The organism is Bradyrhizobium sp. BR 1432 (assembly GCF_051547705.1).
Taxonomy (GTDB): Bacteria; Pseudomonadota; Alphaproteobacteria; order Rhizobiales; family Xanthobacteraceae; genus Bradyrhizobium; species Bradyrhizobium zhanjiangense.
The window spans coordinates 4,490,489-4,510,795 of the sequence record NZ_JBPUGF010000003.1 but is presented as its reverse complement, the minus strand read 5'-3'; the positions used below and the strand labels follow the sequence as shown (position 1 = coordinate 4,510,795).

Annotated in this window: 21 protein-coding genes and 1 pseudogene; 12 read left to right on the top strand and 10 right to left on the bottom strand. The window is 58.4% G+C overall.

Annotated features, from left to right (window positions below):
- The first annotated feature begins 101 nt into the window (after window positions 1-101).
- Together ACSKB8_RS21685 and ACSKB8_RS21680 are read left to right on the top strand one after the other, a co-directional pair.
- A complete protein-coding gene (locus ACSKB8_RS21685; RefSeq protein ID WP_438106240.1) occupies window positions 102-1,175 on the top strand; it encodes a hypothetical protein in 1,074 nt (357 codons plus the stop codon).
- Window positions 1,096-1,569 (top strand): sugar transferase, encoded by a 474-nt coding sequence (locus ACSKB8_RS21680; protein ID WP_438110624.1) that lies wholly within the window; start codon window positions 1,096-1,098, stop codon window positions 1,567-1,569. Before ACSKB8_RS21685 ends, ACSKB8_RS21680 begins: the two co-directional genes overlap by 80 nt.
- Window positions 1,570-1,645: 76 nt before the next feature.
- On the opposite strand, the gene ACSKB8_RS21675 is transcribed toward ACSKB8_RS21680, so the two are convergent.
- Entirely contained in the window at window positions 1,646-2,017 is a 372-nt protein-coding gene (locus tag ACSKB8_RS21675; protein WP_438106238.1) for an H-NS histone family protein, read from the bottom strand.
- 733 nt (window positions 2,018-2,750) lie between these two features.
- Between ACSKB8_RS21675 and ACSKB8_RS21670 the strand changes: the two genes are divergently transcribed.
- Window positions 2,751-3,140 (top strand): H-NS histone family protein, encoded by a 390-nt coding sequence (locus tag ACSKB8_RS21670; RefSeq protein WP_438106236.1) that lies wholly within the window; start codon window positions 2,751-2,753, stop codon window positions 3,138-3,140.
- 125 nt (window positions 3,141-3,265) lie between these two features.
- Here ACSKB8_RS21670 and ACSKB8_RS21665 read toward each other — a convergent pair whose 3' ends face one another.
- The 4 genes from ACSKB8_RS21665 to ACSKB8_RS21650 all read right to left on the bottom strand — a co-directional run bounded on the left by ACSKB8_RS21665 (window position 3,266) and on the right by ACSKB8_RS21650 (window position 6,551).
- Window positions 3,266-4,294 carry a nucleotidyltransferase family protein gene (locus ACSKB8_RS21665; protein WP_438110622.1) on the bottom strand — a complete coding sequence of 343 codons (1,029 nt, stop codon included), beginning with the start codon at window positions 4,292-4,294 and terminating at the stop codon, window positions 3,266-3,268.
- A gap of 37 nt (window positions 4,295-4,331) precedes the next feature.
- Window positions 4,332-5,447, bottom strand: a complete 1,116-nt coding sequence (locus ACSKB8_RS21660; protein WP_438106234.1) for a serine/threonine protein kinase — start codon at window positions 5,445-5,447, stop codon at window positions 4,332-4,334.
- Between the two features lie 513 nt (window positions 5,448-5,960).
- Window positions 5,961-6,287 (bottom strand): hypothetical protein, encoded by a 327-nt coding sequence (locus tag ACSKB8_RS21655; RefSeq protein ID WP_438106232.1) that lies wholly within the window; start codon window positions 6,285-6,287, stop codon window positions 5,961-5,963.
- 36 nt (window positions 6,288-6,323) lie between these two features.
- Window positions 6,324-6,551: a hypothetical protein gene (locus ACSKB8_RS21650; RefSeq protein ID WP_438106230.1), complete on the bottom strand. Its 228-nt coding sequence runs from the start codon at window positions 6,549-6,551 to the stop codon at window positions 6,324-6,326.
- 52 nt (window positions 6,552-6,603) lie between these two features.
- Between ACSKB8_RS21650 and ACSKB8_RS21645 the strand changes: the two genes are divergently transcribed.
- Complete coding sequence (locus ACSKB8_RS21645; RefSeq protein WP_370987610.1) at window positions 6,604-6,825, top strand: hypothetical protein; 222 nt, start codon at window positions 6,604-6,606, stop codon at window positions 6,823-6,825.
- Window positions 6,826-9,326: 2,501 nt separating this feature from the next.
- Entirely contained in the window at window positions 9,327-9,485 is a 159-nt protein-coding gene (locus tag ACSKB8_RS21640) for a hypothetical protein (protein ID WP_245471094.1), read from the top strand.
- Between the two features lie 631 nt (window positions 9,486-10,116).
- On the opposite strand, the gene ACSKB8_RS21635 is transcribed toward ACSKB8_RS21640, so the two are convergent.
- Complete coding sequence (locus ACSKB8_RS21635; RefSeq protein WP_164934580.1) at window positions 10,117-10,287, bottom strand: hypothetical protein; 171 nt, start codon at window positions 10,285-10,287, stop codon at window positions 10,117-10,119.
- Between the two features lie 351 nt (window positions 10,288-10,638).
- Complete coding sequence (locus tag ACSKB8_RS21630) at window positions 10,639-11,976, bottom strand: erythromycin esterase family protein (protein WP_438106227.1); 1,338 nt, start codon at window positions 11,974-11,976, stop codon at window positions 10,639-10,641.
- 124 nt (window positions 11,977-12,100) lie between these two features.
- Between ACSKB8_RS21630 and ACSKB8_RS21625 the strand changes: the two genes are divergently transcribed.
- The 7 genes and pseudogenes from ACSKB8_RS21625 to ACSKB8_RS21595 all read left to right on the top strand — a co-directional run bounded on the left by ACSKB8_RS21625 (window position 12,101) and on the right by ACSKB8_RS21595 (window position 17,833).
- Window positions 12,101-13,621 carry a S1C family serine protease gene (locus ACSKB8_RS21625; RefSeq protein WP_176945275.1) on the top strand — a complete coding sequence of 507 codons (1,521 nt, stop codon included), beginning with the start codon at window positions 12,101-12,103 and terminating at the stop codon, window positions 13,619-13,621.
- Between the two features lie 182 nt (window positions 13,622-13,803).
- Window positions 13,804-14,676 (top strand): alpha/beta hydrolase, encoded by an 873-nt coding sequence (locus ACSKB8_RS21620; protein ID WP_438106226.1) that lies wholly within the window; start codon window positions 13,804-13,806, stop codon window positions 14,674-14,676.
- 118 nt (window positions 14,677-14,794) lie between these two features.
- The gene (locus tag ACSKB8_RS21615; RefSeq protein WP_438106225.1) at window positions 14,795-15,238 is read left to right on the top strand and encodes a CBS domain-containing protein; all 444 of its coding nucleotides are present in this window, start codon (window positions 14,795-14,797) and stop codon (window positions 15,236-15,238) included.
- 17 nt (window positions 15,239-15,255) lie between these two features.
- Window positions 15,256-15,735, top strand: a complete 480-nt coding sequence (locus ACSKB8_RS21610; protein WP_438106223.1) for a YbhB/YbcL family Raf kinase inhibitor-like protein — start codon at window positions 15,256-15,258, stop codon at window positions 15,733-15,735.
- Window positions 15,736-16,211: 476 nt separating this feature from the next.
- Window positions 16,212-16,673 (top strand): annotated as a pseudogene (locus ACSKB8_RS21605) (NuoB/complex I 20 kDa subunit family protein); the annotation flags it as partial.
- A gap of 238 nt (window positions 16,674-16,911) precedes the next feature.
- Complete coding sequence (locus ACSKB8_RS21600; protein WP_438106222.1) at window positions 16,912-17,091, top strand: hypothetical protein; 180 nt, start codon at window positions 16,912-16,914, stop codon at window positions 17,089-17,091.
- A gap of 298 nt (window positions 17,092-17,389) precedes the next feature.
- On the top strand, window positions 17,390-17,833 hold the full coding sequence (locus tag ACSKB8_RS21595) for a DUF2267 domain-containing protein (protein ID WP_091878386.1): 444 nt from the start codon (window positions 17,390-17,392) through the stop codon (window positions 17,831-17,833).
- Here ACSKB8_RS21595 and ACSKB8_RS21590 read toward each other — a convergent pair.
- The 3 genes from ACSKB8_RS21590 to ACSKB8_RS21580 form a co-directional block, all read right to left on the bottom strand.
- Window positions 17,822-18,040, bottom strand: a complete 219-nt coding sequence (locus tag ACSKB8_RS21590) for a hypothetical protein (RefSeq protein WP_438106220.1) — start codon at window positions 18,038-18,040, stop codon at window positions 17,822-17,824. The genes ACSKB8_RS21595 and ACSKB8_RS21590 overlap by 12 nt on opposite strands.
- A 121-nt stretch (window positions 18,041-18,161) precedes the next feature.
- Window positions 18,162-19,340 carry an MFS transporter gene (locus tag ACSKB8_RS21585; protein ID WP_438106218.1) on the bottom strand — a complete coding sequence of 393 codons (1,179 nt, stop codon included), beginning with the start codon at window positions 19,338-19,340 and terminating at the stop codon, window positions 18,162-18,164.
- Window positions 19,341-19,683: 343 nt separating this feature from the next.
- On the bottom strand, window positions 19,684-20,295 hold the full coding sequence (locus tag ACSKB8_RS21580) for a TetR/AcrR family transcriptional regulator (protein ID WP_438106216.1): 612 nt from the start codon (window positions 20,293-20,295) through the stop codon (window positions 19,684-19,686).
- Window positions 20,296-20,307: the final 12 nt, after the last annotated feature.

Below are 20,307 nucleotides of genomic sequence, written 5' to 3'. Positions count from 1 at the left end.
TCAGATTAAATTTATCGCACCCGCGACGAATTCTGTTGATTAATTTATTTAAATTTATAGTATATTAATTATTAACCGCCTGCGTTCCTTGTTGATTAGCCATGAATTTTATCAACCGGCATATCGGCGATCATGAGAGCGATCTAACTCTCCTCAGCTCACAATCGTCCATTGCTGATGAAGGCAAATGGCCCGTCCGGTACGACGCTGTCGAATTTGTAGCGATCTGCGCCGATATCGCGACCATTCTATTCGCCGGCTTCCTTTCCGCGCTTCTTTCACCCGGCAGCCCGGCACCAGCCGGCCTCGCCCAGGCATGCGCCTACGCGGCCGCAGCATCAGTCTCTTTTGTCTACATTCTGAACGGCAGGGGACTGTATCGGCCAACCGAACTCCTCGTACTCCGAAGTCAAGTTCGCGCCATTTGCCTCACGTGGATCTTGTTGCATGTCCTGGCCGCCGCTGTGGAGATGCTCGATGACAATCCACAGTTCTTTCGAGGTGCCGGCCTCCTGTTTGCGGCACTCGGCCTGGCATCTTTGATTGCGCAACGGTGCGTTGCCAGAATACTGCTGATAAAATGCTTCAGTGGCAGGCGGTTCGCTCGGACGAATCTCGTCCTGATCACCGATCAGCCGCCCTCGGCTCATGCTGGCCTGTCGGAGACTCTCGCGGTCCTCGGCTATCGCGTTAAGGGCCGCTTTGGTTTGCCCACGATGGGCTCGGACCCTGATTCCAGAAAACGGCTCAGCTCCCGCGTGATCGAACATATTCGCAATTCCGAAGTCGATAAAATCGTGCTGGAGGCCAATCCCGAACGATGGGCCGATCTTCGTGCCTTTATCTCCGACCTGAGGGTGCTACCTTTCCCTATCGTGTTCGTCCCGGTTGGCGCTGCATCCGAACTGCTTCGACATCCGACGAGGAGCTTGGGAAGTGCCGCTTGCGTAGAGATCCAGCCCGGCCCCCTCACCGCAATCGAGTGCGCCAGCAAGCGAATAGTTGATATTATCGGTGCGGGACTTGCTTTGACAGTCTTTGCACCATTGCTCGCGATAGCTGCGGTCGCGATCAGACTGAGATTCTCCCGGTCCGATCCTCTTCAAGCAACAAAGATGCGGCTTCAATGGCCGAATATTTTCCATCCGAAAGTTTCGGACGATGCATGTGCTTGAGAATGGGTCCGTCGTCGTTCAGGCAACGCCTCTTGACCCTCGCATCACCAGGGTCGGCAGATGGCTGCGGCGAACGAGCTTCGACGAGCTGCCGCAGTTGTTGAATGTCCTCGACGGCAGCATGTCATTGGTAGGCCCACGCCCCCATGCCGTCGCCCACGACGGACAGTTCGATAAGCTCGTCCGGAAGTACGCCTTGCGGCGCCGAGTGAGACCCGGATTGACTGGGTGGGCTCAAATCCATGGCTGCCGTGGACCAACGCCTACAGCGACCATGGTTGAGAGACGTGTGGAGTACGATCTCTGGTACGTCGACAATTGGAGTCTTCGGCTTGATCTCGAAATCCTGCTTCGGACTCCTCTTGAGGTTTTGCGGGGTCGCAATGCTTGTTGAGTTGCATTGCTCTTGGCGGCCCACCCGGCAAATCACTTTTCAGCCGCGCGAAACTGGATGCTGCGATCGGATCAAATCACGCCCGCTGCCGGACCCTCGAATTTGTTTCGCCCAACCTGAACTCCTCAATTTTGCGGCCCGACTTTATAGCTGCAACCAGCCATCGTGGCCGCTTTCCCCGACCCGACCAGGTTTCGGACGTCTGAGGATTGCGGTATTTCGGGAGCACTCGGGGATATTTGCGTCTGGGCTTTCCGGCAGGTGAAATTTCGGGTCCCGCCGAGTGATTGGCAAAAGTGCCCATACCGCCCCCGAGCACCGCCAGCCGCTTCTCTAGTTCCTGCTTTTCAGCCTTAATCCGGGCTGATAAAATCCCGCTAATTTCCTCATGAAGCGACCAAAGATCGTCGAGGGACATTGCTTCTAGTTCAAGCTTCTTAGTCGTCATGTGAGCATCCTGTAGTTGCGCCCATTTGATACCGCCCCGGTTGATTAATCAAGTCCGAGTGTCAGCTTTCCAACAAAAAATGTATGGAACCGAACCGAAATTCGCGTTCCACTTAACTAAGTAATCGGCGCTAATCAAGGCAGAAAAATAAGCTATCCGCAGAATTTAATTGCGGGGAAGCGAACATCGCCTAGCCGTGCGTGTAGCCGCATCCGCAGGCAAAGCGACGATTCTAAAAATGAAGGAATAAATTAGGCGGGCCGCAAGACCAATCTGCCACGCCGCACTCTCAGCGAATGTGCTCGGCGGGCGAGGCGGCCTCTCCCCCTTCTGGGGAAACTTCTTGTGATGCGCCCTTCCGTTAGTTGCAACTGGAGGCGAATAGCCGCGATGTCGCTGAGCGCACGCCGTCGAAGCTCAATTTGCTCTTTCAGAGCCTGGACGTCCGTCAATGCAGCCGAGGGAACGATAAACCGGCTGATCGAACTCTCGAGACGTCTGAGAGGGTAATCGACAATATCCATTTTGCCCTTGTGCCTGCAGTCACTTTTTGCTCACTTGTCGAGCCAATTTAATAAAATAATCCTCGCAATAATTATTAAATAATATACTATTTATTTATTGTCGCGTCAATTGAAGCGCTGACTTTGGTCCATCGTTTCATTCGCCGCGCGGACAACGATACTCGAAAGGTGAGGATGATGGACCAGGGGTCAGGCAAACGGTGACGAGAATGCTGCATCGGCAAGATCTCGAAGCCATGGACTTTGAAGAACTTTGGCTCCTCCACGAGGAGCTAACAAAGATACTTGCCGAAAAGATCACGGCCGAGAAGCGGGAACTCGAAAAGCGCCTTGCACAGCTCAACCAGCCGGAGCAGTTCGCCGCAGCTGAAAGCGGCGCCGCCGAGATGGGAACGGGCCAGCCGCCGCGCCGCAAATACCCGAAGGTCGTGCCTAAATACTTCAATCCACTCCAGCCGACGGAGACTTGGTCGGGACGCGGTAAACAGCCTCGTTGGCTGGTTGCGGCGCTCCAATCAGGGCACACGCTCGAAGAGTTCAGGATTCGCGAGAACGGCGAATCGTCCGATCGGAATGCTGGTGGTCGAGGGCATTCCTAGCTCTATGGAGCTGCAGAGATATCGGTTGCCTGAAGTATTGGGCTCTGCGTTTCCGGACCGCAGCTGATCCTTGAAGCAGGAATCTACCGCAATCCCTCGAAAGCGCTCGTGTGACCGTCGCTGGTTTAGACCTTTCCCACACGAACTGCGATGGCCTCCCTCAGCAGAAACTGTAAGGTGTCCGCTCTTGGCATGGACCACAATCCAGGCCGGCGCACGCTGGTTTGCGTATAGCGGGTCACCGCCTCCCTCCGGTAATTTCTGAGGTCCAGGAACGTCATTGCGAGGAAGGGCACACGTGTGGACGGGAAGCGTGCTTGCATCAACTGTCGCATGAACTGCAGACGAGGAATCAGTCGGGAGCGCATCGAGTGCGGAACTTCGACCCCGAGCAGCGCAGCGAGAGCGAGCAGCTGGGTTTCGACTGCGTTCTTCATCAATTCGCTTGAGACATGAGAAGCAAGCTCCTTCCAGTCCAGGCCCTCGACGGAATTGTTCAGGTCGCGCAACTCAACAAGATGCCGCAGATCGAGGTCGCCAAGCCAATAACCGTAGTCCTCAAACTGATCATGCATGATCAACTGGAGCGCTCGATAGGTGGGCGTCGGAACGTACACGCTTCCCCGCCCCAACAGCACGGGGGCGCAGTGGTTCAGAGTATGTCCGTTGCCAGGGTAGAGGTACGCAGGGCCTGGAGCGGCCTGCTGCAGATCGATGGTTCCGACGTCCTGCGGCCGATTTAGCTCGACATACCATCTTGAGCTTTCGGGGGACGCCTGCTCATAAATTTCATAACCAATTGCGCCCAGAGCAGCGATCGCCCTTTCAGCCTCGCCCGGCATAACCATAATGTCCAGATCAGACATCAGCCGAACTCCTCGCCGCTCATCAGGCGCGGTGGCTAGCGTTGCTGCCCCCTTGAGCAATACCGGCGTAACTCCCTGGCCGTTCATCGCAATGATGGCCTCTTCCAATTGACCGGCCAACCGATCGTTGCGAAGCGAGTTTCGACGATGGATCTGGCGGATATAGGTGCAGACGTCTTCCGGCAACTCCGATGCAAATTGGTCGACGAAGTCGATAAGCGCCGGCGTCGTCAACGTCTGATTTGCGAGCCCGATTACGGACGTCCACTCCACATCAACGGGAGGCATGCCCCGTAAGCAATTGCAAAGGGTCGTCAGCGCCGCACTATGCCGTGCCATTGCACAAGTCCATCAGCAGCCCCCGAGCCTCCGCGGACTCGGAATAGGTAAGTTGGAACGATCGCGCGCCCGCAACAATACGCTTCAAAGCGAAAAAGCCGGCCTGCGACAGTCTCCCGTCCGCGGCAAATGCACCCTCAATGAGCCGCTTCATCGAACCGAGCTGATCCAGCGGGGTCAGCTCGACGGGGCCGCTTGCAATCCGGTTCAGAAAGACGATCCAGCTGGCGGAAAGGCATCCCTTGTGCGCATCCGGAATTGGCAAATACCGCACCTGAGCGCCATCGGGCCGGCAATGCGTCACGTCGTTCCAATCGCCATATAGTCGCGACAGCACCTCCCACGACCCCTCCTTGAGGGTGAGGGCAAATGGGATTCCGCAGATCGTTCCGTCAGTCCCGATCAGCGCAACATCATCACCGGCATACTGAAATCCAGCGTTCGCCAGCCGCAGTGTAAGAGTTGATTTTCCGGCTCCCGGTTGGCCGCACAGCAGCAACCCCGCACCGCCCTTCGCAAGAGAAGCGGCATGGAGCGCGAAAACCCAACGATCGCTTCGGATCAGTCGCTCGGTGATGTGAGCCTTGATTGTAGGTGCCAGGGCACCGGCTTCACACCTGTGGACCCTGGCCTCATTCCCACGGAAGAATACCTGATCGTCGAGCGCCATTGCCTCGATCACGATATCATCTTCGCCGCCGCCGTCGTCCAGAGCGCAAAATAGCGGAATCAACCTTTGCAAGAGGTCCCAATTTGCGGCCCGGAAACTGATCCTGCGCCGCCCCAGATCCGCTGAGAAGGCACAATTGGCGGGCATTCGCCAGTCGATGTCGAGCAACCCTCGATCGATCCAGATGTTCATGGCCTGCCGCGTGAACTGGCGCGCGGCGTGATCATCAATGCCCAGCTGGCCGAGTTCCCGATGGACGTCTTCCAAAGAAGCGCCTTGTGCCAACTTGCACCAAATGAATGCCCCCGCCTGGTCCAGCTCATAGATCGTTTGACTTATCTCGCTGAAAAGCACTGATCGACCGTCCAGCAGCGCGAAGACTGCACCCGCGGCCGGCCTCAACGCCATCTCTACCGATGATCTTTCCAGCACGGCTCCAACCAATATCAACGATATCTGTCTCGCCGTGGTCTCGACGCGGCGGCGACAACTTCTTGAGATGCATTATTCACCGCGATCAAACGAACTGCTGTTGCCCAGAAAATTCAGCCAGACCACGACGCGATACAAGTCCTCATCCGGCGCGGGGCCCGTCCCCGGCTGCGCTTCGTTTCAAAATGACAATGTGACCCCAGTCATGCCGCCAGCTGACTGCCCTCGCCCGCCGCAGGTGGAGGAATATTCAACACTCTGTTCTTCGAGAAAGCTCGTCCGCGCGATCAACCGGTGAGCTTCCAGCAAATACCGGTAAACTTCTCGAGCAGCACTCCGCTCTCTTAGAACGCGCTCCTTTTCGCCGATGCTCGCTAATTCCTCGCGCATTTGGGCCAATTGCTGCGCAGCCGAGGCGGAATTGTGCTTATGAATTGATTTCCCACATCGTCACCTCCAACCGAAAAATCTGAAGAAATCAGCTTACGCCATTGGCGGCAATTAACAACGCAATTATATCTTTACCATATAATAAAAATTTGTTTCATCTTCGAACCGGACGCGACCATTCAAAGACAAAGAAGCACATTGCATCGAAGCGATAGAGGGACGGAAGCCGTCGATCAAGGGCCCGGCGCTGTTGAGCCTGACGACTTCAGTTGCCTTCCTCGCCGCACGAACAACGGCACAAAATAAATCTGAACAAGAGTTCGCAAACCAGACCGACAGCGCCACTTTTAGTTTGCACATTAAAATCCGACAACAAATATTTGCCTGGTAGACGAGCGTGGGAGCGAAGCCAGTGATCGAGTTAGCCGATTGGCCCATCACGGGCGACATGATCCTTTTCGTCGCGAGACACAATTCCGCATCCGCTCAGCTAGGCCAGTTTTCAATGGCGCCCAAGGAGTTCTCGGGCGCGGCCGCATAATCGATACTCACGCGCTGCCGAGCCAGATTCCGGCAGCATCCAAGGAATCGCTCAAGCAGCGATCCGGCCGGTTGGAGAAGCACCGTCACGAGCACGCCGCCCTTTGCTCGAACAAACGACCCCCAGTGCGCGATGCCCCCCAAGTAACCCGCACTGATGACGACGCTCTCCATCCGGCCGGTCCTCTTCGCTTCAACAACGAATAAATTTCCAAGGGAGGCTCACATGGGTATGGTCATGGTCAAATGCCCGCAAACTGGTCGTGTGATTCCAACTGGTATCAAGTCCGACCGTGAGACTTTCCTGCGGAGCGTTGTGTTTTATGGCAATACTCATTGCCCGGACTGTCGCACCAATCACAACTGGTTCGCTCGCGAGGCCTGGGTCGAGGAGCCGGTCGTCCGGCCCGTGGAAATGTTCGGTGCCGCGCGTTGTGCCGACGCGTAGCGTGTTTCGACTCGGACGCAGAGCCGAACTATGTGGCATCCCGCCAATTCGGGCGGACGGTCTCATCTCGCACCACGCTTACTGAATTCAGCTGGAGCGGCGTTGCCGCCGGCATGCACCGGCTCAACTGGGAGCCGGGCTTCAGGAGATTCTTGACCATCGAGCGCTCAATCTTCACCCGCGTCATGTCGCATGCATTCATCAAGTTCTTATATTGAAGAACGTTTTTGAAGAGACGTTCGAAATATTTCGACGCATTGTCATAAAGCGAACTGATGATCTGACGATCCCTCGGCTAGACGTCACGCTGGCACGTCATCAAAAGGTCCCGTCGCTGATCCAGCAAAGACGTGTTTGGGGGTACTGTAGTGAGTAGTGGGGTTTGCAGCCGCTTGGCCGTTCTGCGACATACGGCCATCGCACTCGCTAGCATGCTTGCTCAATTGGAGAGGCTTCGAGAGAAAGTACGAAGGGCGGAAGCGCGAAGCTCCGGAGAAAGACGGAGATCGGGCTCGGCGTCGCGGATGCGACGGCCCCGGTCTGGGACGAGTTACCGCATGCGGCTCCAATCCTAGCGAGAGCTTCCAAGTGGCTTTGCTCGACCGAGCCACCACGACCGCCGGCGACGCACCGCCGCCGATCATGTGCTCCACCTGCACTTATCCCTTCTGATATCTGCCTATCTCGTTTTTATTGCGGCGTCGATTCAACTCAGTCCGGCCGTTGCACGCTCGAGAGGCAATTCGAAAGCAAAGCGTAAGTTGCTTGCCTCCGAATCGCACCGCCTTGAAAGTTAAAATTGATTATTCGGCATAATAATAATTGCTCCTAAGCAAAACGGAAAATAAGGTGGGGAAAACTAATGGGAGGAGTGGATGGAGACCGTACGCCGCTTGCGCGCGATGGCGTTGCTGTGCCGACAGACTTCTGCACATTATCCTGACCGAAGCTGGAAGCTTCTCGCCGAGGCTGAGTTCTGGGAGCACTTGGCTAATGACACCCTTCGCCAGCATGTTCGAACAATGCACGGCCGGCTCCTCGCTCCCGCCAATCGGAGATAATCCGAATACCGCAGGATCGAGCGCGCCCATCACTGCGTAGTGCTCCGCTGATCTCTACGTTGCCGGCATCTTCCCGCTTTGCTGCCTTCGAACTCGGCTGCGCCCGTTCTTGAGCGCTGCAAATACTCCAAGAGTTGCTCGAGCATGAGAGAGCCCGACCTTCCGTTGCGTCCTCGCGGCCGCCCCGTGAAGATAAGGTTGGGTGAGATGCGCGAACCGGCGTGCGTGACCTGCTCGCCTCCTGTCAGGGCTACACCGATGAAAGCCGCAAGGTGAATCTGCGATCGGCCCTCATCGACTGAGCACCTGGCTTTGATCGTCCTATAAAATGTGAACGAAGGTGAGCCAGGCCGCGACTGCGAGACAAACTGCAAGGCCGGTATAAGGCAGAGCTAGCCTCATCGGAATCCCCCTCGAAAAGAGGTCAGTGAGAATTGACGCTCGTTGCGACGCTCGTATCCATGACGAGCCTGAGGTTGTTCCTTTTTGTGGGCCGGCCGTTCTGCTGTCTGCTTCTCACTTCGGCCTCTGCCAGGCTGACAAGCCTGCGTAGCCGCTGGATCTCCAGCATTATATCTTTCAGCTTTTGGCCTTCCGAAGAAACACGCTGGAGACGCGCACTATAAGCATCCATTGGCCCCTCATAATATACAATAACAACATGACTTTACCAATTAATGCCGCCACATTAGCCTCATTTTGTGGTTGTGGAAATAACCTATTTCACACTGCGCGGTCAGCAGATCCTTATTAAAAAATGTCCCCGAACGTCCCTCTGGGACGGGCGTGGGACAGACAATGCCCGGTGTTTTGGATTGAAGGCTCGCTGGTGCTCCCATCGCCAACCTCCCGATACCTTCGCAGATAACGGATTGGTGAACGAAATCATTTACGGCCTCCCCCGAAGCAGTCCGGAAACCGTGCGGGTCTAGCTTCCTCTCTGTTGGCGAGGGAGTTTCAAAATGATCACGCTCAAAGCAATTGCAGTTGTGCTTGGCGCCGAGTTGCTCTTGTCGATGTATTCGGGTGACCTCGCCGCCGATGTAGTTCTCGCGATCGTCGCTTGTCTTCCATAAAGCGAGGCTCTCCAACGTGAAGCGGCTCTGGTTTCCGCCCCGTCGGACGGCGGCATGTGCCGCCAACAATTGTTCTGTGCAATCGATCTTTCGTTGTTTTTGTGGGTCAGATCCAAAAAGCAGCTCTTAGGCTATCTCAGGGGGCGCTCGGGGCATGGGGTATCTTCATACTAGTTCTGTCGTCCCAACTTACCCGCTTGGCGGACAGTCATTGCGCACGCCCCAATCACGATCGCGATCGTGAGCGCTCTTAGCTGGTGTCGGGATGGGGAAAACGGCCGATGGGTCAGATCGCCTGCATTTTCCGAATCGCGCCTCTGTGCTCGTTCTTGCTGTTAGTTTCAGACCTTGCGGGTACACGCGCGTGAGCCATTTCCTCTCCATGCTTCTGCTCGCCCTCGCCCTGACCCTGACCTTGTGCTTCGGGGTGGCAGCCTGGCGCCTGTCGGCCGGCAAAGATGTCGATATCGCCACAACGATCCAGCATCAGGAATACGGCTGGAGAACTAGGCCCAACAACTGAAGGTCGTTGCGTTTGCCCTCAGTAGGCCACCGCTGAGCGAACTTGAAACTTGGATTGTTTCCGTGCTCGCACGTCTATGGGCGCTACGGAATTCGCGGCCTGAGACGATCGCCGCAAATATGAAAGCCAGCACGCATGCGGCGGCCAACGACCAAAGGGCAATTGCGATCTGCTTCTGCATGGCCAGCGGCAATCGAGGAGATAGCCTCGCCTCTTTTCCAGTTAGGTTCAAAGTCTGGGCGATAAAGCCCGGTGACGCTCAGTGTTCACCAGCTTCCAAAGAATCTTGTCTTCGCAACTTGTCCAGCGCCTGAGGCACGCTCAATCCAATACTCCTCAGGCGAGTACTCGGAGAAACGGCTCCTGCATCCTGGGGCTTAAGCGGGATGCTGGAGTCGTCTCTTCCGAGGTCCTTGTGCGTCCGTCCGGCACAATTGGCTTATCGTAACCCAAATTAAATGTTTATTCTATATTAATTTTAGTTTTATTGAGCATTTAATTAGTTAATTTTGGCCGCCTCCGTTCGGATTCGGCGATTTTCATATCGACCATGCTACGGTGCGAAACTTCCGATGAGCGCGGCGCCGTTGTCGAGGCGCCGATCTAAACCGATCTTGCAGCCTTCGGCAGATCAATGCTCTGACTGACGGCCGATCGGGGATTTCGTGTGGAGCAGTCCCAAACGCTTTTCAAGTTCGTCCTTCTTGGCAATGAGCCTCGCCGCAAGAATGGCTTCGACGACGCTGTGGAGGTCCCACAGTTCATCAATGGACATGTCCTTGAACTGCTCCAGATTCATCATGTTCCCGAATCACGTTCCATATAAGCTGGGCCTACGCCGTGCGAGGTGGCAACTAACCGCGAGTTGGCGCGGAGTGGATATCTGTGAATTCCGCCTCTTACGGTGCCAACTCAGGCTTTCGCTGCTGGGAAGGGAATGACGACGGCTGACATGGAAAAGTCGCGCGGCAGATGCGCCAGAAAGTTCGACGCCGAGTTCGGAGTTGTTCACGCTGGACCACCACCACCATCGGATGGGCGCCGCGATTGAAGGCGTAGATCTGGTCCTTGCTGTCGGCCGCGACGGAGGCGACGTCGGTGAGCTGCCAGCCGTCCGGCAGCTTCGCCCAATTGACACGATGGAGATATCCGCTCACAGACCGAAGGGATAAGTATCCGCGGCGGCTCCCGATACCGGGGCTTCTAGCGGCGTCACAGCGTGCGTCTCTTCGAACCAGACCATGGCATCGAACTGGTCCGGCAGTGCCGCCTCAAAATAGTGACTGAACAGCTCGGTCTCCGGCCGGTAGACCACGCCGATGGCTCGTTCCAGGCGCGGTCCGGTCAGTGCTTCCCGCAGGCCGCGTCGGGTGCCCGGTCGGAGGTCAGTCAGGGAGCGCGCAACGCCGGTGTGCCGAAACAGATATTCGTAGGAATCCTCACGCGCCGGCCGCACTGATTTGATCTCCATCGCCCCGCCCCAGTCGCTGGCAGCGGCAACGGTCCCGCGATCGGTTCCGAAACCGATCAGGGCCGCGTCTTCGCCATGGGCGTTGCGCACGAGCTCTCCAATGTCGAACTCGCCCGCCCAGCCCATCGCGGTGGCCGACGCATTACCGACATGGGAGTTGTGCGCCCACACCACCGCCTTGGCGCCGCACCCACGCCGCTGCATCACATATTGCAGCGTGTCGAACATGTGCCGATCACGCAAATTCCGCGACTCCGTCGAGCCACGGTACATGATGCGATAGTAACGCTCCGCCGCGCGTACGATGCGTGCATTCTGCGTCGCATTGAAGAATGCCTCCCCTTCCCCTGCACCATCGGCAAGCCGCTTCTCCAGGAGCTCGCGCAACTGCTCGGCAACGGCATTCTCGCAATCGTCGCGACCGGCGAGAACGGCGGCCCCGTAGGCGGCCGGGTCGGACTGCCAGGGAGTCAAACAGCCGTAGCGTTGCCGCGCCGCGCGGGCGCGTTCAGGATCGACCTTCTCAAGATAATCGATCACGGCGGCGATGGACCGACCGAGACTGTAGACGTCGAGCCCGCGGAACTCGACCCGCTTGTCCGGTGCACTCGCTTGATTATGCACATGCAGATAATTGGCGAATTCGCGCACCTCGACGTTGCGCCACATCCAGGTCGGAAAGCGCTGGAATGGGAGCTCGGCATCGGGCGCGGCGGGTAACTGACGGACGTGACGGTCGATCGCGGCTGCGTCGGGCCAGTCGGCCTCGACCGCCACGACGTTGAAACCGTGCCGCTCGATCAAGTGCCGCGTGATGGTCGCGCGCGCCTGATAAAATTCCGACGTCCCGTGGGTGGATTCGCCTAGCAACACGATCTTGGAGTCGGCGAAGCGCGCAAAGAAGGCGCCGAATTCATCGCGCTCCGGCGGGGGCAAGTGCTCGGCGGCATCGCGCAACCGGGAGATGAGTTCGCGATTGAACTCATGGTGAACGCGCTCGGCTTCGCGCGAGAGGGCCATGGGAATCCCTCCATTGGGTGGCTGGCCACATCGTCGATGTGGATCGCATACCGCAGGCAAAGACGACGGCGAGCCGCTCGGTCCAGCGGAAACTCGGGCCGCGATGGACTGTTCCCAACGGTCCATGGAAACCTTTGCGCCGACCTTTTGTTGGGGATACGACGGTTCGCGTGGTCATGTCGGAAGGGGCTGGCTTTTGCTTGAAGACGCTCAAGCTGCAGCGCAGATCATGACCAAGCACCTCTTGCGACGTTCTGCCGTCCTCGATCGCGACAAGCCGCTGGCCGGGCTGTGGCCCCTCGACATTTGGACGTTCGCCCGCGCCAGCATCCTAGTGGCAAGGTTCGAAGCGCGGCCGGCGAGACAGGTGCAACACACAATGGGAACACGAATGAAAATCGAAATAGCGTTTCGAGCACTGACCTTGCGTTACCATCGAGCATCGGCCAATTGCGGCGCAGCCGTGGCGGCACTAGCGACAATCAGCGCGGCCGTTGCCCAGCCGATCTCCACGCACCAAGGCTCCAATCCCGCAGTCAGCCCCGAGGGCGCGCTTCACTTAATTCGAGATGCCGCAACGCCCAATGGGCCAAATAGCCTTGCCGACGTCGCTGAGAGAGTTCAACCCGCTGTTATCGGCGTCATCTCTCGATCTGCCGGATCCAAGCAACTGATGCCAGGCCCACCGTTCGACGATGTACCCGACGAGGACGCTCCCGAAGACCATCCCGGCAAGGGATCTCCTGGACCGAATGGCCTGGACCCGAGAAATGGCTCGAATGCGCGCCAATCGATCGCGATGGGATCAGGATTTTTCATCTCTCCGGACGGTTACGCCGTGACCAACAGCCACGTCGTGGGGGACAACGACACGGCTGCGATCCTCACGAGCGACAAGAAGACCTACCCAGCAAAGGTGGTAGGACGGGATTCACTCAGCGACCTTGCCTTGATCAAGGTCGACGGACGAACGGACTTTGGCTACGTGAAAATGGCGGAACAATCGCCACGCGTCGGCGACTGGGTACTCACCGTTGGCAATCCATTCGGGCTTGGAGGTACGGTCACGGCGGGAATTGTCTCGGCTCGCGACCGCGAAATCGAAAATGGTCCGAGCGAGGGTTTCATTCAGATCGATGCACCGATCAACAGCGGAGATTCCGGCGGACCAAGCCTTAACACCAACGGCGATGTCATCGGTGTGAACAGCATGATCTTTTCGCTGTCCGGTGGATGGTCCGGGGTTGCCTTCGCGATCCCTGCCGACACCGTCCGATCAGTGATCCCCCAATTGAGGGAAAAAGGCACCGTAACGCGGGGGTCGATGGGTGCCGAAGTCCAATCAGTGACTCCCGAGATTGCCGATAGTCTCGGTGCCGACAACCTTCATGGTGCGATCATCGCCAACGTTCAACAGAATGGTCCCGCGGCGAAGGCCGGTTTGCGAAGCGGCGACGTAGTTACGTCCGTGGACGGAGAGTCGATCAAGAGCGCCACTGAATTGACGAAGAAAGTTCACGCGATGGCGCCCGGCTCTACAATTCAGCTCGCGATGGTTCGCGCCGGGAACCAAAGCTCATTGAACGTGACGCTTGGTCAGCTCCCGCATGAGCCTCAGCAGTCCCAGTCGGGCAAGGCGAAGTAGTCCAACATCGTGTCTTCGGAGATGAAAGACTCACCTCGTTGGTAGATCATGTGACGAGGAACCGGCTGCGGCAGTCGAGGTTCACAACGAATGCCGCGTCGAGCATCATAGCCACTCAGCGTATTCCAAACGGAACGAGCTTGCGCGCATGAAATCGGCGGCCCATCCGAGGGATATACCCAATGAGCATGAGGCGCAAAGAACTAACGTTTTCCTCCAGCAGCGATACATGCGCAGCCTGGCTATACCCGGCCGCCGTTGACGAGGGTGCAAGGCCAATCATCGTGATGGCTCACGGACTGACCGGCACACGCCGAGACCGTCTCGGCGCGTTCGCGGACCGGTTCGCGGCCGCAGGTATTGCGGCGCTCGTCTTTGACTACCGCGGCTTTGGCGACAGCACGGGTGAGCCGGACCTATACGAACCTTCTCGTCAATTGGACGACTGGCGCGCTGCCATCGCATTTGCCCGTTCTCTGCCCGGTGTCGATGCCGAACGCGTGGCGACGCTCGGCTCCTCGTCCGGCGGGGGTCACGCGCTTGCCGCGGCAGCGGCGGATCGCAAGGTGGCCGCGGCCATCAGTCAGGTCCCGATGCTCGACAGAGAAACCCAAGCCTATGTCAGGCCTCAGCACGTCCTCGAGGAGATAAAGGCAGCGGCGGCCGAAGGGCGCTATTTGCCTGCCGTTGGTCAGCCCAATGAGGCGGCGCTGATTTACGCGCCGGGAGCCGAGGTCGGCTGGCGTCGTGTCGTTGCAATCGGCGACGAATCCCGATGGCGGAACCGCGTCTCGGCAGCGTGGCTGCTGGGTCCACCATATAGGCCGGTCCAACACAGCGCCTCGCTTCATTGCCCCTGGCTGGTTTGCGTCGCGCAGACGATCAGGTTGCCAAGCCGGGGCCTGCAATCGAGGCGGCGCGCGGGGCTCCGAAAGGTGAACTCCGCATTTATCCGGGCATCGATCATTTCGATATTTACGATGGGCCGCCTCACGAGGCGGTGGTCGCTGACGAGGTCGAATTTCTTCAACGCCACCTTCTGGGCCGGAACCTGAGCGGAAACACCTACGCCGGTTCGGAGTTTTCGCGGATCGGTCTACCGGAACGGCAGAAACCTTTGCCTTGACCTGTCGTTGGGCAGAAGACGGCAATCCCTTGTTCAGGAGAACGCCTATGCAAGTCCAGCAGATCATGCAGCGAAACGTAGCAATCGCAGATCCCAACATGACGGTTCGAGACATCGCACGTCGGATGCGCGCCGACAACATTGGTTCATTGCCGGTCGGCGAGCATGATCGTCTGATCGGGATGGTGACGGACCGTGACATCGTCATGCGCGGCGTCGCAACCGATCGTGCGCCCGGGAACATCGCAGTGCGCGAGGTGATGTCGGAGGGAATCAGCTACTGCTTCGAAGATGATGACGCCCAAGCTGCCGCGCAGATCATGGCAAAGCACCAGGTGAGGCGGCTTCCTGTCCTCAATCGCGACAAGCGGCTGGTCGGAGTGGTCGCACTTGCCGATTTCGGCCGCTGCGAAGTTGGCGCCGCACGGGATGCTCTGCAAGGTATCTCGAAGGCGACGGACCAGGAACGTCGCCAGATGCACAGCAACTAGCAAAGCAGGAGGCCGCAATGGCATTCAGCTTGACGAGCCCTGCGTTCCGCGATGGCGAGCGCATACCGGCCAGATATACTGCGGACGGCGAGAACTTCTCCCCGCCCCTGCAATGGTCAGATCCACCGCCGGGCACCAAGAGCTTCGCACTCGTCGTCGAAGATCCGGATGCACCTTCGGGTACTTTCCGCCATTGGGGACTCTATAACATCATGGGCGAGCGTACCGTCCTGCCGGAAGGTGTTGGCGGCGGTAGGGCGAAAACGGAGGACATCGGCAAAAACATCGGCAAGGGTATCAACGATTTCGGCGAGCCAAACTACCAGGGACCTGCACCGCCCAGAGGTCACGGGACGCATCACTATCATTTCAAGCTTGCGGCGCTCGATGTCGAAGCGCTCTCGCCGGCACCCAAGCTCGCGGTCGGCGATATCTGGAAGGCGGCCCAGACGCACCTGCTCGGACAGGCCGAGCTCGTCGGCACCTACAGCCGCTGAGCCTTGGCCAGTCTCACGCCAATGCAGGAACCTGAAACATTAAAAATAGCCGCCGTCCGGAACGTCCACGGAAGTCATCAGTTGGTAATTCGGTGAGCGATCGATGGAATGGCGAGACCAGAGCGAAAGCTACGGATAGACCAAACTAAAGATTCGTTCACAAGCCCCGTCAGGTTACTTCGGTAACCGGCGGGGTCTTTTTTGATCGGCGGCTCACGGGCGAAATGCAGCGACCGAAGCGACTGTTCCAGTCAGGCCGCAAGAGCGTCGGAGTTGACTTCCCTCTTCGCAAGCGCATCCGCCAGACTGTTCCTCCGGCCGAACTGCCAAGAGCATTTGAGCTTGAAGTCGATTAGGACGGAGGAGAATTAGGAACACCGAGACGGAGCAGTGCTTGCAGCAACGGGCAGGGCTTGCGAGGCGATATCGCCATGAACTATCTCGAAAACGTTCCCTTCGACAATGTCCAGGACCATCTCGGTGACCGCGGCTACTTCGTGGCTCCGCTCGACGACCTCATCACATGGGCGCGATCGGGTTCTCTGATGTGGATGACATTTGGGCTTGCGTGCTGTGCGATCGAGCAGATGCAGGTATCGATGCCGCGATACGATATTGAACGATTTGGTGCCGCTCCGCGCGCATCGCCAAGGCAGTCTGACGTCATGATCGTCTCGGGCACGCTCTGCAACAAAATGGCGCCAGCCCTGCGCAAGGTCTATGACCAGATGCCGGAGCCGCGCTACGTCATCTCGATGGGATCGTGCGCCAACGGGGGCGGCTACTATCACTATTCGTACTCGGTCGTGCGCGGCTGCGACCGTATCGTGCCCGTTGACATCTATGTGCCCGGCTGCCCTCCGACGGCTGAAGCCCTGCTCTACGGACTCGTGCTCCTTCAGAAGAAGATTCGGCGAACCGGAACGATCGAGCGATGACTCGACGAGTTTTGGACCGAACCGGATGAGTCCGGCACGTCACTTCAGCAGGCGCGTCCGCACATGCAGAAAATATTCCTTCCAGCCTCCATCTAAGCCCCGACGCCGGAAGGATAGCTCGCGAGATGCGTTCGAGGCACAGCACAACCAAATGTGAATCGCTGAATGTCTGTTCCCTTGCGAACCATCCTGGAGTGGTGGTGTTGGCGGAGAAGATCCCGAAAGGCGGAGCCAAATCATGAAGCATGCGACACGGATTTATCGCCTCGACCATTCGAAGCGCGGGGATGCCGAACAGCTCGCTCGCATGCACGAAATGGCCAGGCAAGCCACCGAGGTGCTGCGTCGACCCATACCGGACACATTTCTGGGCCGCCGAACGTTCGAACCATTCCCGAATGAAGAGAAACGCGCTTGACGCGTGGGCACACTCTGGCGTCGTGCATCGCCTCAGGAGCTCGCTGACCCATTTTGGAGCCACCGACCTGCCCGAATTGCAGGATCGAGATCAGGTGGTACGTGTCAAGATTGGTTTGACGGGCAGCGGGTCGCAAGGATCGTCCATTGCGCCACGGGCGGCTTGACGACGGGTTGGCATGGCCCGTCAGAACCTTGCGAAGAACCGCAGGCTTCACATCTTCGACTCTGGCTGAGCCTTTTTGGAACGTATCCGCGGACGCTCCATTGCCTTCGCAAACCAGCGATGGAGTGATCCCATGAGCGCCACAGGTCTCGATGTATTCGACAGAACGATCCACCTGACGAACGTCTGGCTGGATGAGATCATGACGACACTGCCGCGCGACAGGCAATTGGCGTGGCACGCCTTGGGGGCGGTACTACGGACCGTGCGCGATCGCGTTCCGCTCAACCTCGCCGTTCACCTTGGCGCGCAACTACCGCTCTTGGTGCGCGGCAGTTATTTCGAACAGTGGCGTCCGAGCGACACGCCACAGACCTGGAGGTCGGCGGATGAATTTATTGCGCTCGTATCGGCACAGATGAAGTCGGTGAAACCGGTCGATACCGTCGAAGCGGCGCGTGCAGTGTTCCGCGTGCTAAGTCACCATGTCGATCCCAATCAGATAGAGAAGGTGCGACACTCGCTGCCCGAGGAGATCCGATCATTGTGGCCGACGCAAAGGTCGTCAGCAGCCTGAACGAGGAAACTCCGCCACCTCCCCTGCGCTCCACTCGATTGCGGAGAGCAGCATGCGCGTCGCATCGTAGGAATTGAGTGCGTAGTTGCCGATCGGCCCATAGTGTTGCTGATAGCGATCGGCGACGCTTTGCGAACCGTGAATTCGTCCGATCTCGGACGTCGCGGACAGCACCAGGAGCGTCACTTGCTTCCTGGTGTCGGTCACTTCGCCCCTCGCAAAGCACCGAAGGCGTCCGTGGATGCGATCAAGAACATCGTCTACGGAAGCAGCACCGCCTAGGAGACACCATCCTCGATAACGGAACACGAGCCCTTTCGGAGAAGCATCAGTTGGGGCGCCCCTGCCGTTCCGCCACTATAAACACCGGTACGGAGGCGAGCTGCATCACGATCGAGAACGTGATCAATCCGGCTCGGGAGTTTTCGTACAGCAGGCCGGTCGCGATACTGCCGACGAGCCACCCAACGCCGTAGCCCGCATAGTACAGCCCGAACGCGAAGTTTCGCTTTCCTTCGGGAAGCACCTCGGCAACGAGCGCCTTGAGCAGCGTGTCCTGAATCGCATAGCCGGCGCCCCAGAGCAGCATGCCGAACAGCACCAGCCAGAAGCCACCCAAGAACACGAAGGGCGAGAACGCGGCCGCGATGCACACCGCGACGATCACGATGGGAAGCCCGATGCGATCGTAGATCTTTCCGAAGGCCAGGTTCGCAAGAACGCCGAATGCCGTCGAGATCGCAAGCATCACGGGGATCCACTGCTCGGAGGCAATCTTCGCCTTGGCTAGATGGTAGGAGATCAGTTCGAAGCTCATCAACCCGGACGCAAACAGCGCGCCGGCCAGCATGTACAGCCAATAGGCTTTGGAGAAGTCTCTAGCCGGTGCCGTGCGGCCCTGTTCCAGATGCGACGGTGTCGGGAAGTTCACCCGGGCGACCACCAGCGTGATGAGCGCCGCCGCCGCCGAGATCGTCAGGAAGGCGTACCCCGTCCTGAAATCCCCCTTCAGCAGAAGCACCAGCGCAACGATAAGCGGCCCCAAGGTCGCGCCGATCTCGTCGAGCGCGGTGTTCAGCGCGTAGACCCAGCCTTTGCCGAGCTCACCCGTCGTGTAGGAGAGCATGGCTTCGATCGTCGGCTTCCGCAGCGCCCGCCCTATCCGCTCGGCGAGAACCAGAGCGGCGGCCAACTGCCAGCTCCCGGCGAGCGCCATTGCCGGCACCGCAAGGAGGTTGATCACGTAGCCGACGAAGGTGATCAGCCAATAGCGGCCGGTGCGGTCCGCTGCGTAGCCGGCGGGCAGACGCAAGGCATAGCCGAGAAACTCACCCAGCCCCGCCGTGACGCTGACGACGGCTGCACTCGCACCCAGCGTCGCCATGAAGGGCCCGTTAATGCTGGCGCCGCCTTCGTAGGTGATGTCCCCAAACAGGTTGACAACACCCGTCGTCATCACGAAGAGAAACGCGGGCGAGCCGCCACCAGCCTTTCGGGACTGCGCCATCCGCTACTCTCCGCCCGATCTCGGCGCCTAGCGGGCCAAAACGAAGAAGAATGCCGCCAGCACCAGAGCACCGATGAGCCCGGCCAAGAAGATCGCTCTTCTCGCCGGCGTGCGAAGAATGATCTCTCCGCCCCTTGCCTTCTCTGCCGGATAGGGTTCCTTGGGCGGAGGGGGCGGCTCTGCTGGGCCTTCACGAACCATACCAAAACAACGCCCAGGCGGGACTTTGTTCCAGAACGGCATCCTCAATCTACGATCGCCGACGGGTCAGGATGAACTCTTGGATCAGAAACGTTTATTCCGGGGGAAGAGCGTCCCACCTCGCGGCCGGCGCGTGGGTGCATCATGCCGGAATACGGCAGGCTGCTTGGTCAGACTTGCCGAGCGCCTTCAGGATAAAACGAATCTGGCCGCGCATGTCTGCCTCCGTGTCTCCGCGTTGTTGAACACAATGCTCGATCAGAATCGGATGGAAGAATGGCATGAACGCCAACCTGACCGCTCGTGCCGCTTCCGCGGCGTCTTCGACCTGGAATTCACCGGATTCGATGCCCTCGCGTATGATCGCCTCCACGATCGCTACCATCCGCTCAATATGCGCTTTGGCGATCGCCCAGTTCTCCCGCGTGGCAGTAGCAATCAGGTCATGCATGTACCTTTCCTTGACCAGCGTCATCTTGGTATGGCTGTGAATGGCGGTCAGGAGTTGGTCGAGTTTCTCCGTGGCCGGCGCGTTCGTGCGGGCGATCGCAAAGGCAATTTCGGCGATCTCGTTCACAAGCCGGCTGCAGATGGACTCATTGATCGCATTTCTGGAGGGAAAGAAACGGTAGACATTCGCCGGGCTCATGCCGAGTTTGGCGGCGATGTCGGCCACCGACGTCCTGTGGTAACCGACGCTGCGAAAGCGCTCCTCGGCCACCTCCAGAATGCGCGCGCGCCTCGTCTGAATCATTTCCTGTTCGGA

What these genes read in the sequence shown, in the direction of transcription:
- ACSKB8_RS21685 (WP_438106240.1), top strand. Translation starts at nt 102, where the DNA reads ATGAATTTTATCAACCGGCATATCGGCGATCATGAGAGCGATCTAACT.
- ACSKB8_RS21675 (WP_438106238.1), bottom strand. Translation starts at nt 2,017, where the DNA reads ATGACGACTAAGAAGCTTGAACTAGAAGCAATGTCCCTCGACGATCTT.
- ACSKB8_RS21670 (WP_438106236.1), top strand. Translation starts at nt 2,751, where the DNA reads ATGCTGCATCGGCAAGATCTCGAAGCCATGGACTTTGAAGAACTTTGG.
- ACSKB8_RS21665 (WP_438110622.1), bottom strand. Translation starts at nt 4,294, where the DNA reads ATGCCTCCCGTTGATGTGGAGTGGACGTCCGTAATCGGGCTCGCAAAT.
- ACSKB8_RS21655 (WP_438106232.1), bottom strand. Translation starts at nt 6,287, where the DNA reads ATGTCGCCCGTGATGGGCCAATCGGCTAACTCGATCACTGGCTTCGCT.
- ACSKB8_RS21650 (WP_438106230.1), bottom strand. Translation starts at nt 6,551, where the DNA reads ATGGAGAGCGTCGTCATCAGTGCGGGTTACTTGGGGGGCATCGCGCAC.
- ACSKB8_RS21645 (WP_370987610.1), top strand. Translation starts at nt 6,604, where the DNA reads ATGGGTATGGTCATGGTCAAATGCCCGCAAACTGGTCGTGTGATTCCA.
- ACSKB8_RS21635 (WP_164934580.1), bottom strand. Translation starts at nt 10,287, where the DNA reads ATGATGAATCTGGAGCAGTTCAAGGACATGTCCATTGATGAACTGTGG.
- ACSKB8_RS21630 (WP_438106227.1), bottom strand. Translation starts at nt 11,976, where the DNA reads ATGGCCCTCTCGCGCGAAGCCGAGCGCGTTCACCATGAGTTCAATCGC.
- ACSKB8_RS21625 (WP_176945275.1), top strand. Translation starts at nt 12,101, where the DNA reads ATGGAAACCTTTGCGCCGACCTTTTGTTGGGGATACGACGGTTCGCGT.
- ACSKB8_RS21620 (WP_438106226.1), top strand. Translation starts at nt 13,804, where the DNA reads ATGAGCATGAGGCGCAAAGAACTAACGTTTTCCTCCAGCAGCGATACA.
- ACSKB8_RS21615 (WP_438106225.1), top strand. Translation starts at nt 14,795, where the DNA reads ATGCAAGTCCAGCAGATCATGCAGCGAAACGTAGCAATCGCAGATCCC.
- ACSKB8_RS21610 (WP_438106223.1), top strand. Translation starts at nt 15,256, where the DNA reads ATGGCATTCAGCTTGACGAGCCCTGCGTTCCGCGATGGCGAGCGCATA.
- ACSKB8_RS21600 (WP_438106222.1), top strand. Translation starts at nt 16,912, where the DNA reads ATGAAGCATGCGACACGGATTTATCGCCTCGACCATTCGAAGCGCGGG.
- ACSKB8_RS21595 (WP_091878386.1), top strand. Translation starts at nt 17,390, where the DNA reads ATGAGCGCCACAGGTCTCGATGTATTCGACAGAACGATCCACCTGACG.
- ACSKB8_RS21585 (WP_438106218.1), bottom strand. Translation starts at nt 19,340, where the DNA reads ATGGCGCAGTCCCGAAAGGCTGGTGGCGGCTCGCCCGCGTTTCTCTTC.
- ACSKB8_RS21580 (WP_438106216.1), bottom strand. Translation starts at nt 20,295, where the DNA reads ATGATTCAGACGAGGCGCGCGCGCATTCTGGAGGTGGCCGAGGAGCGC.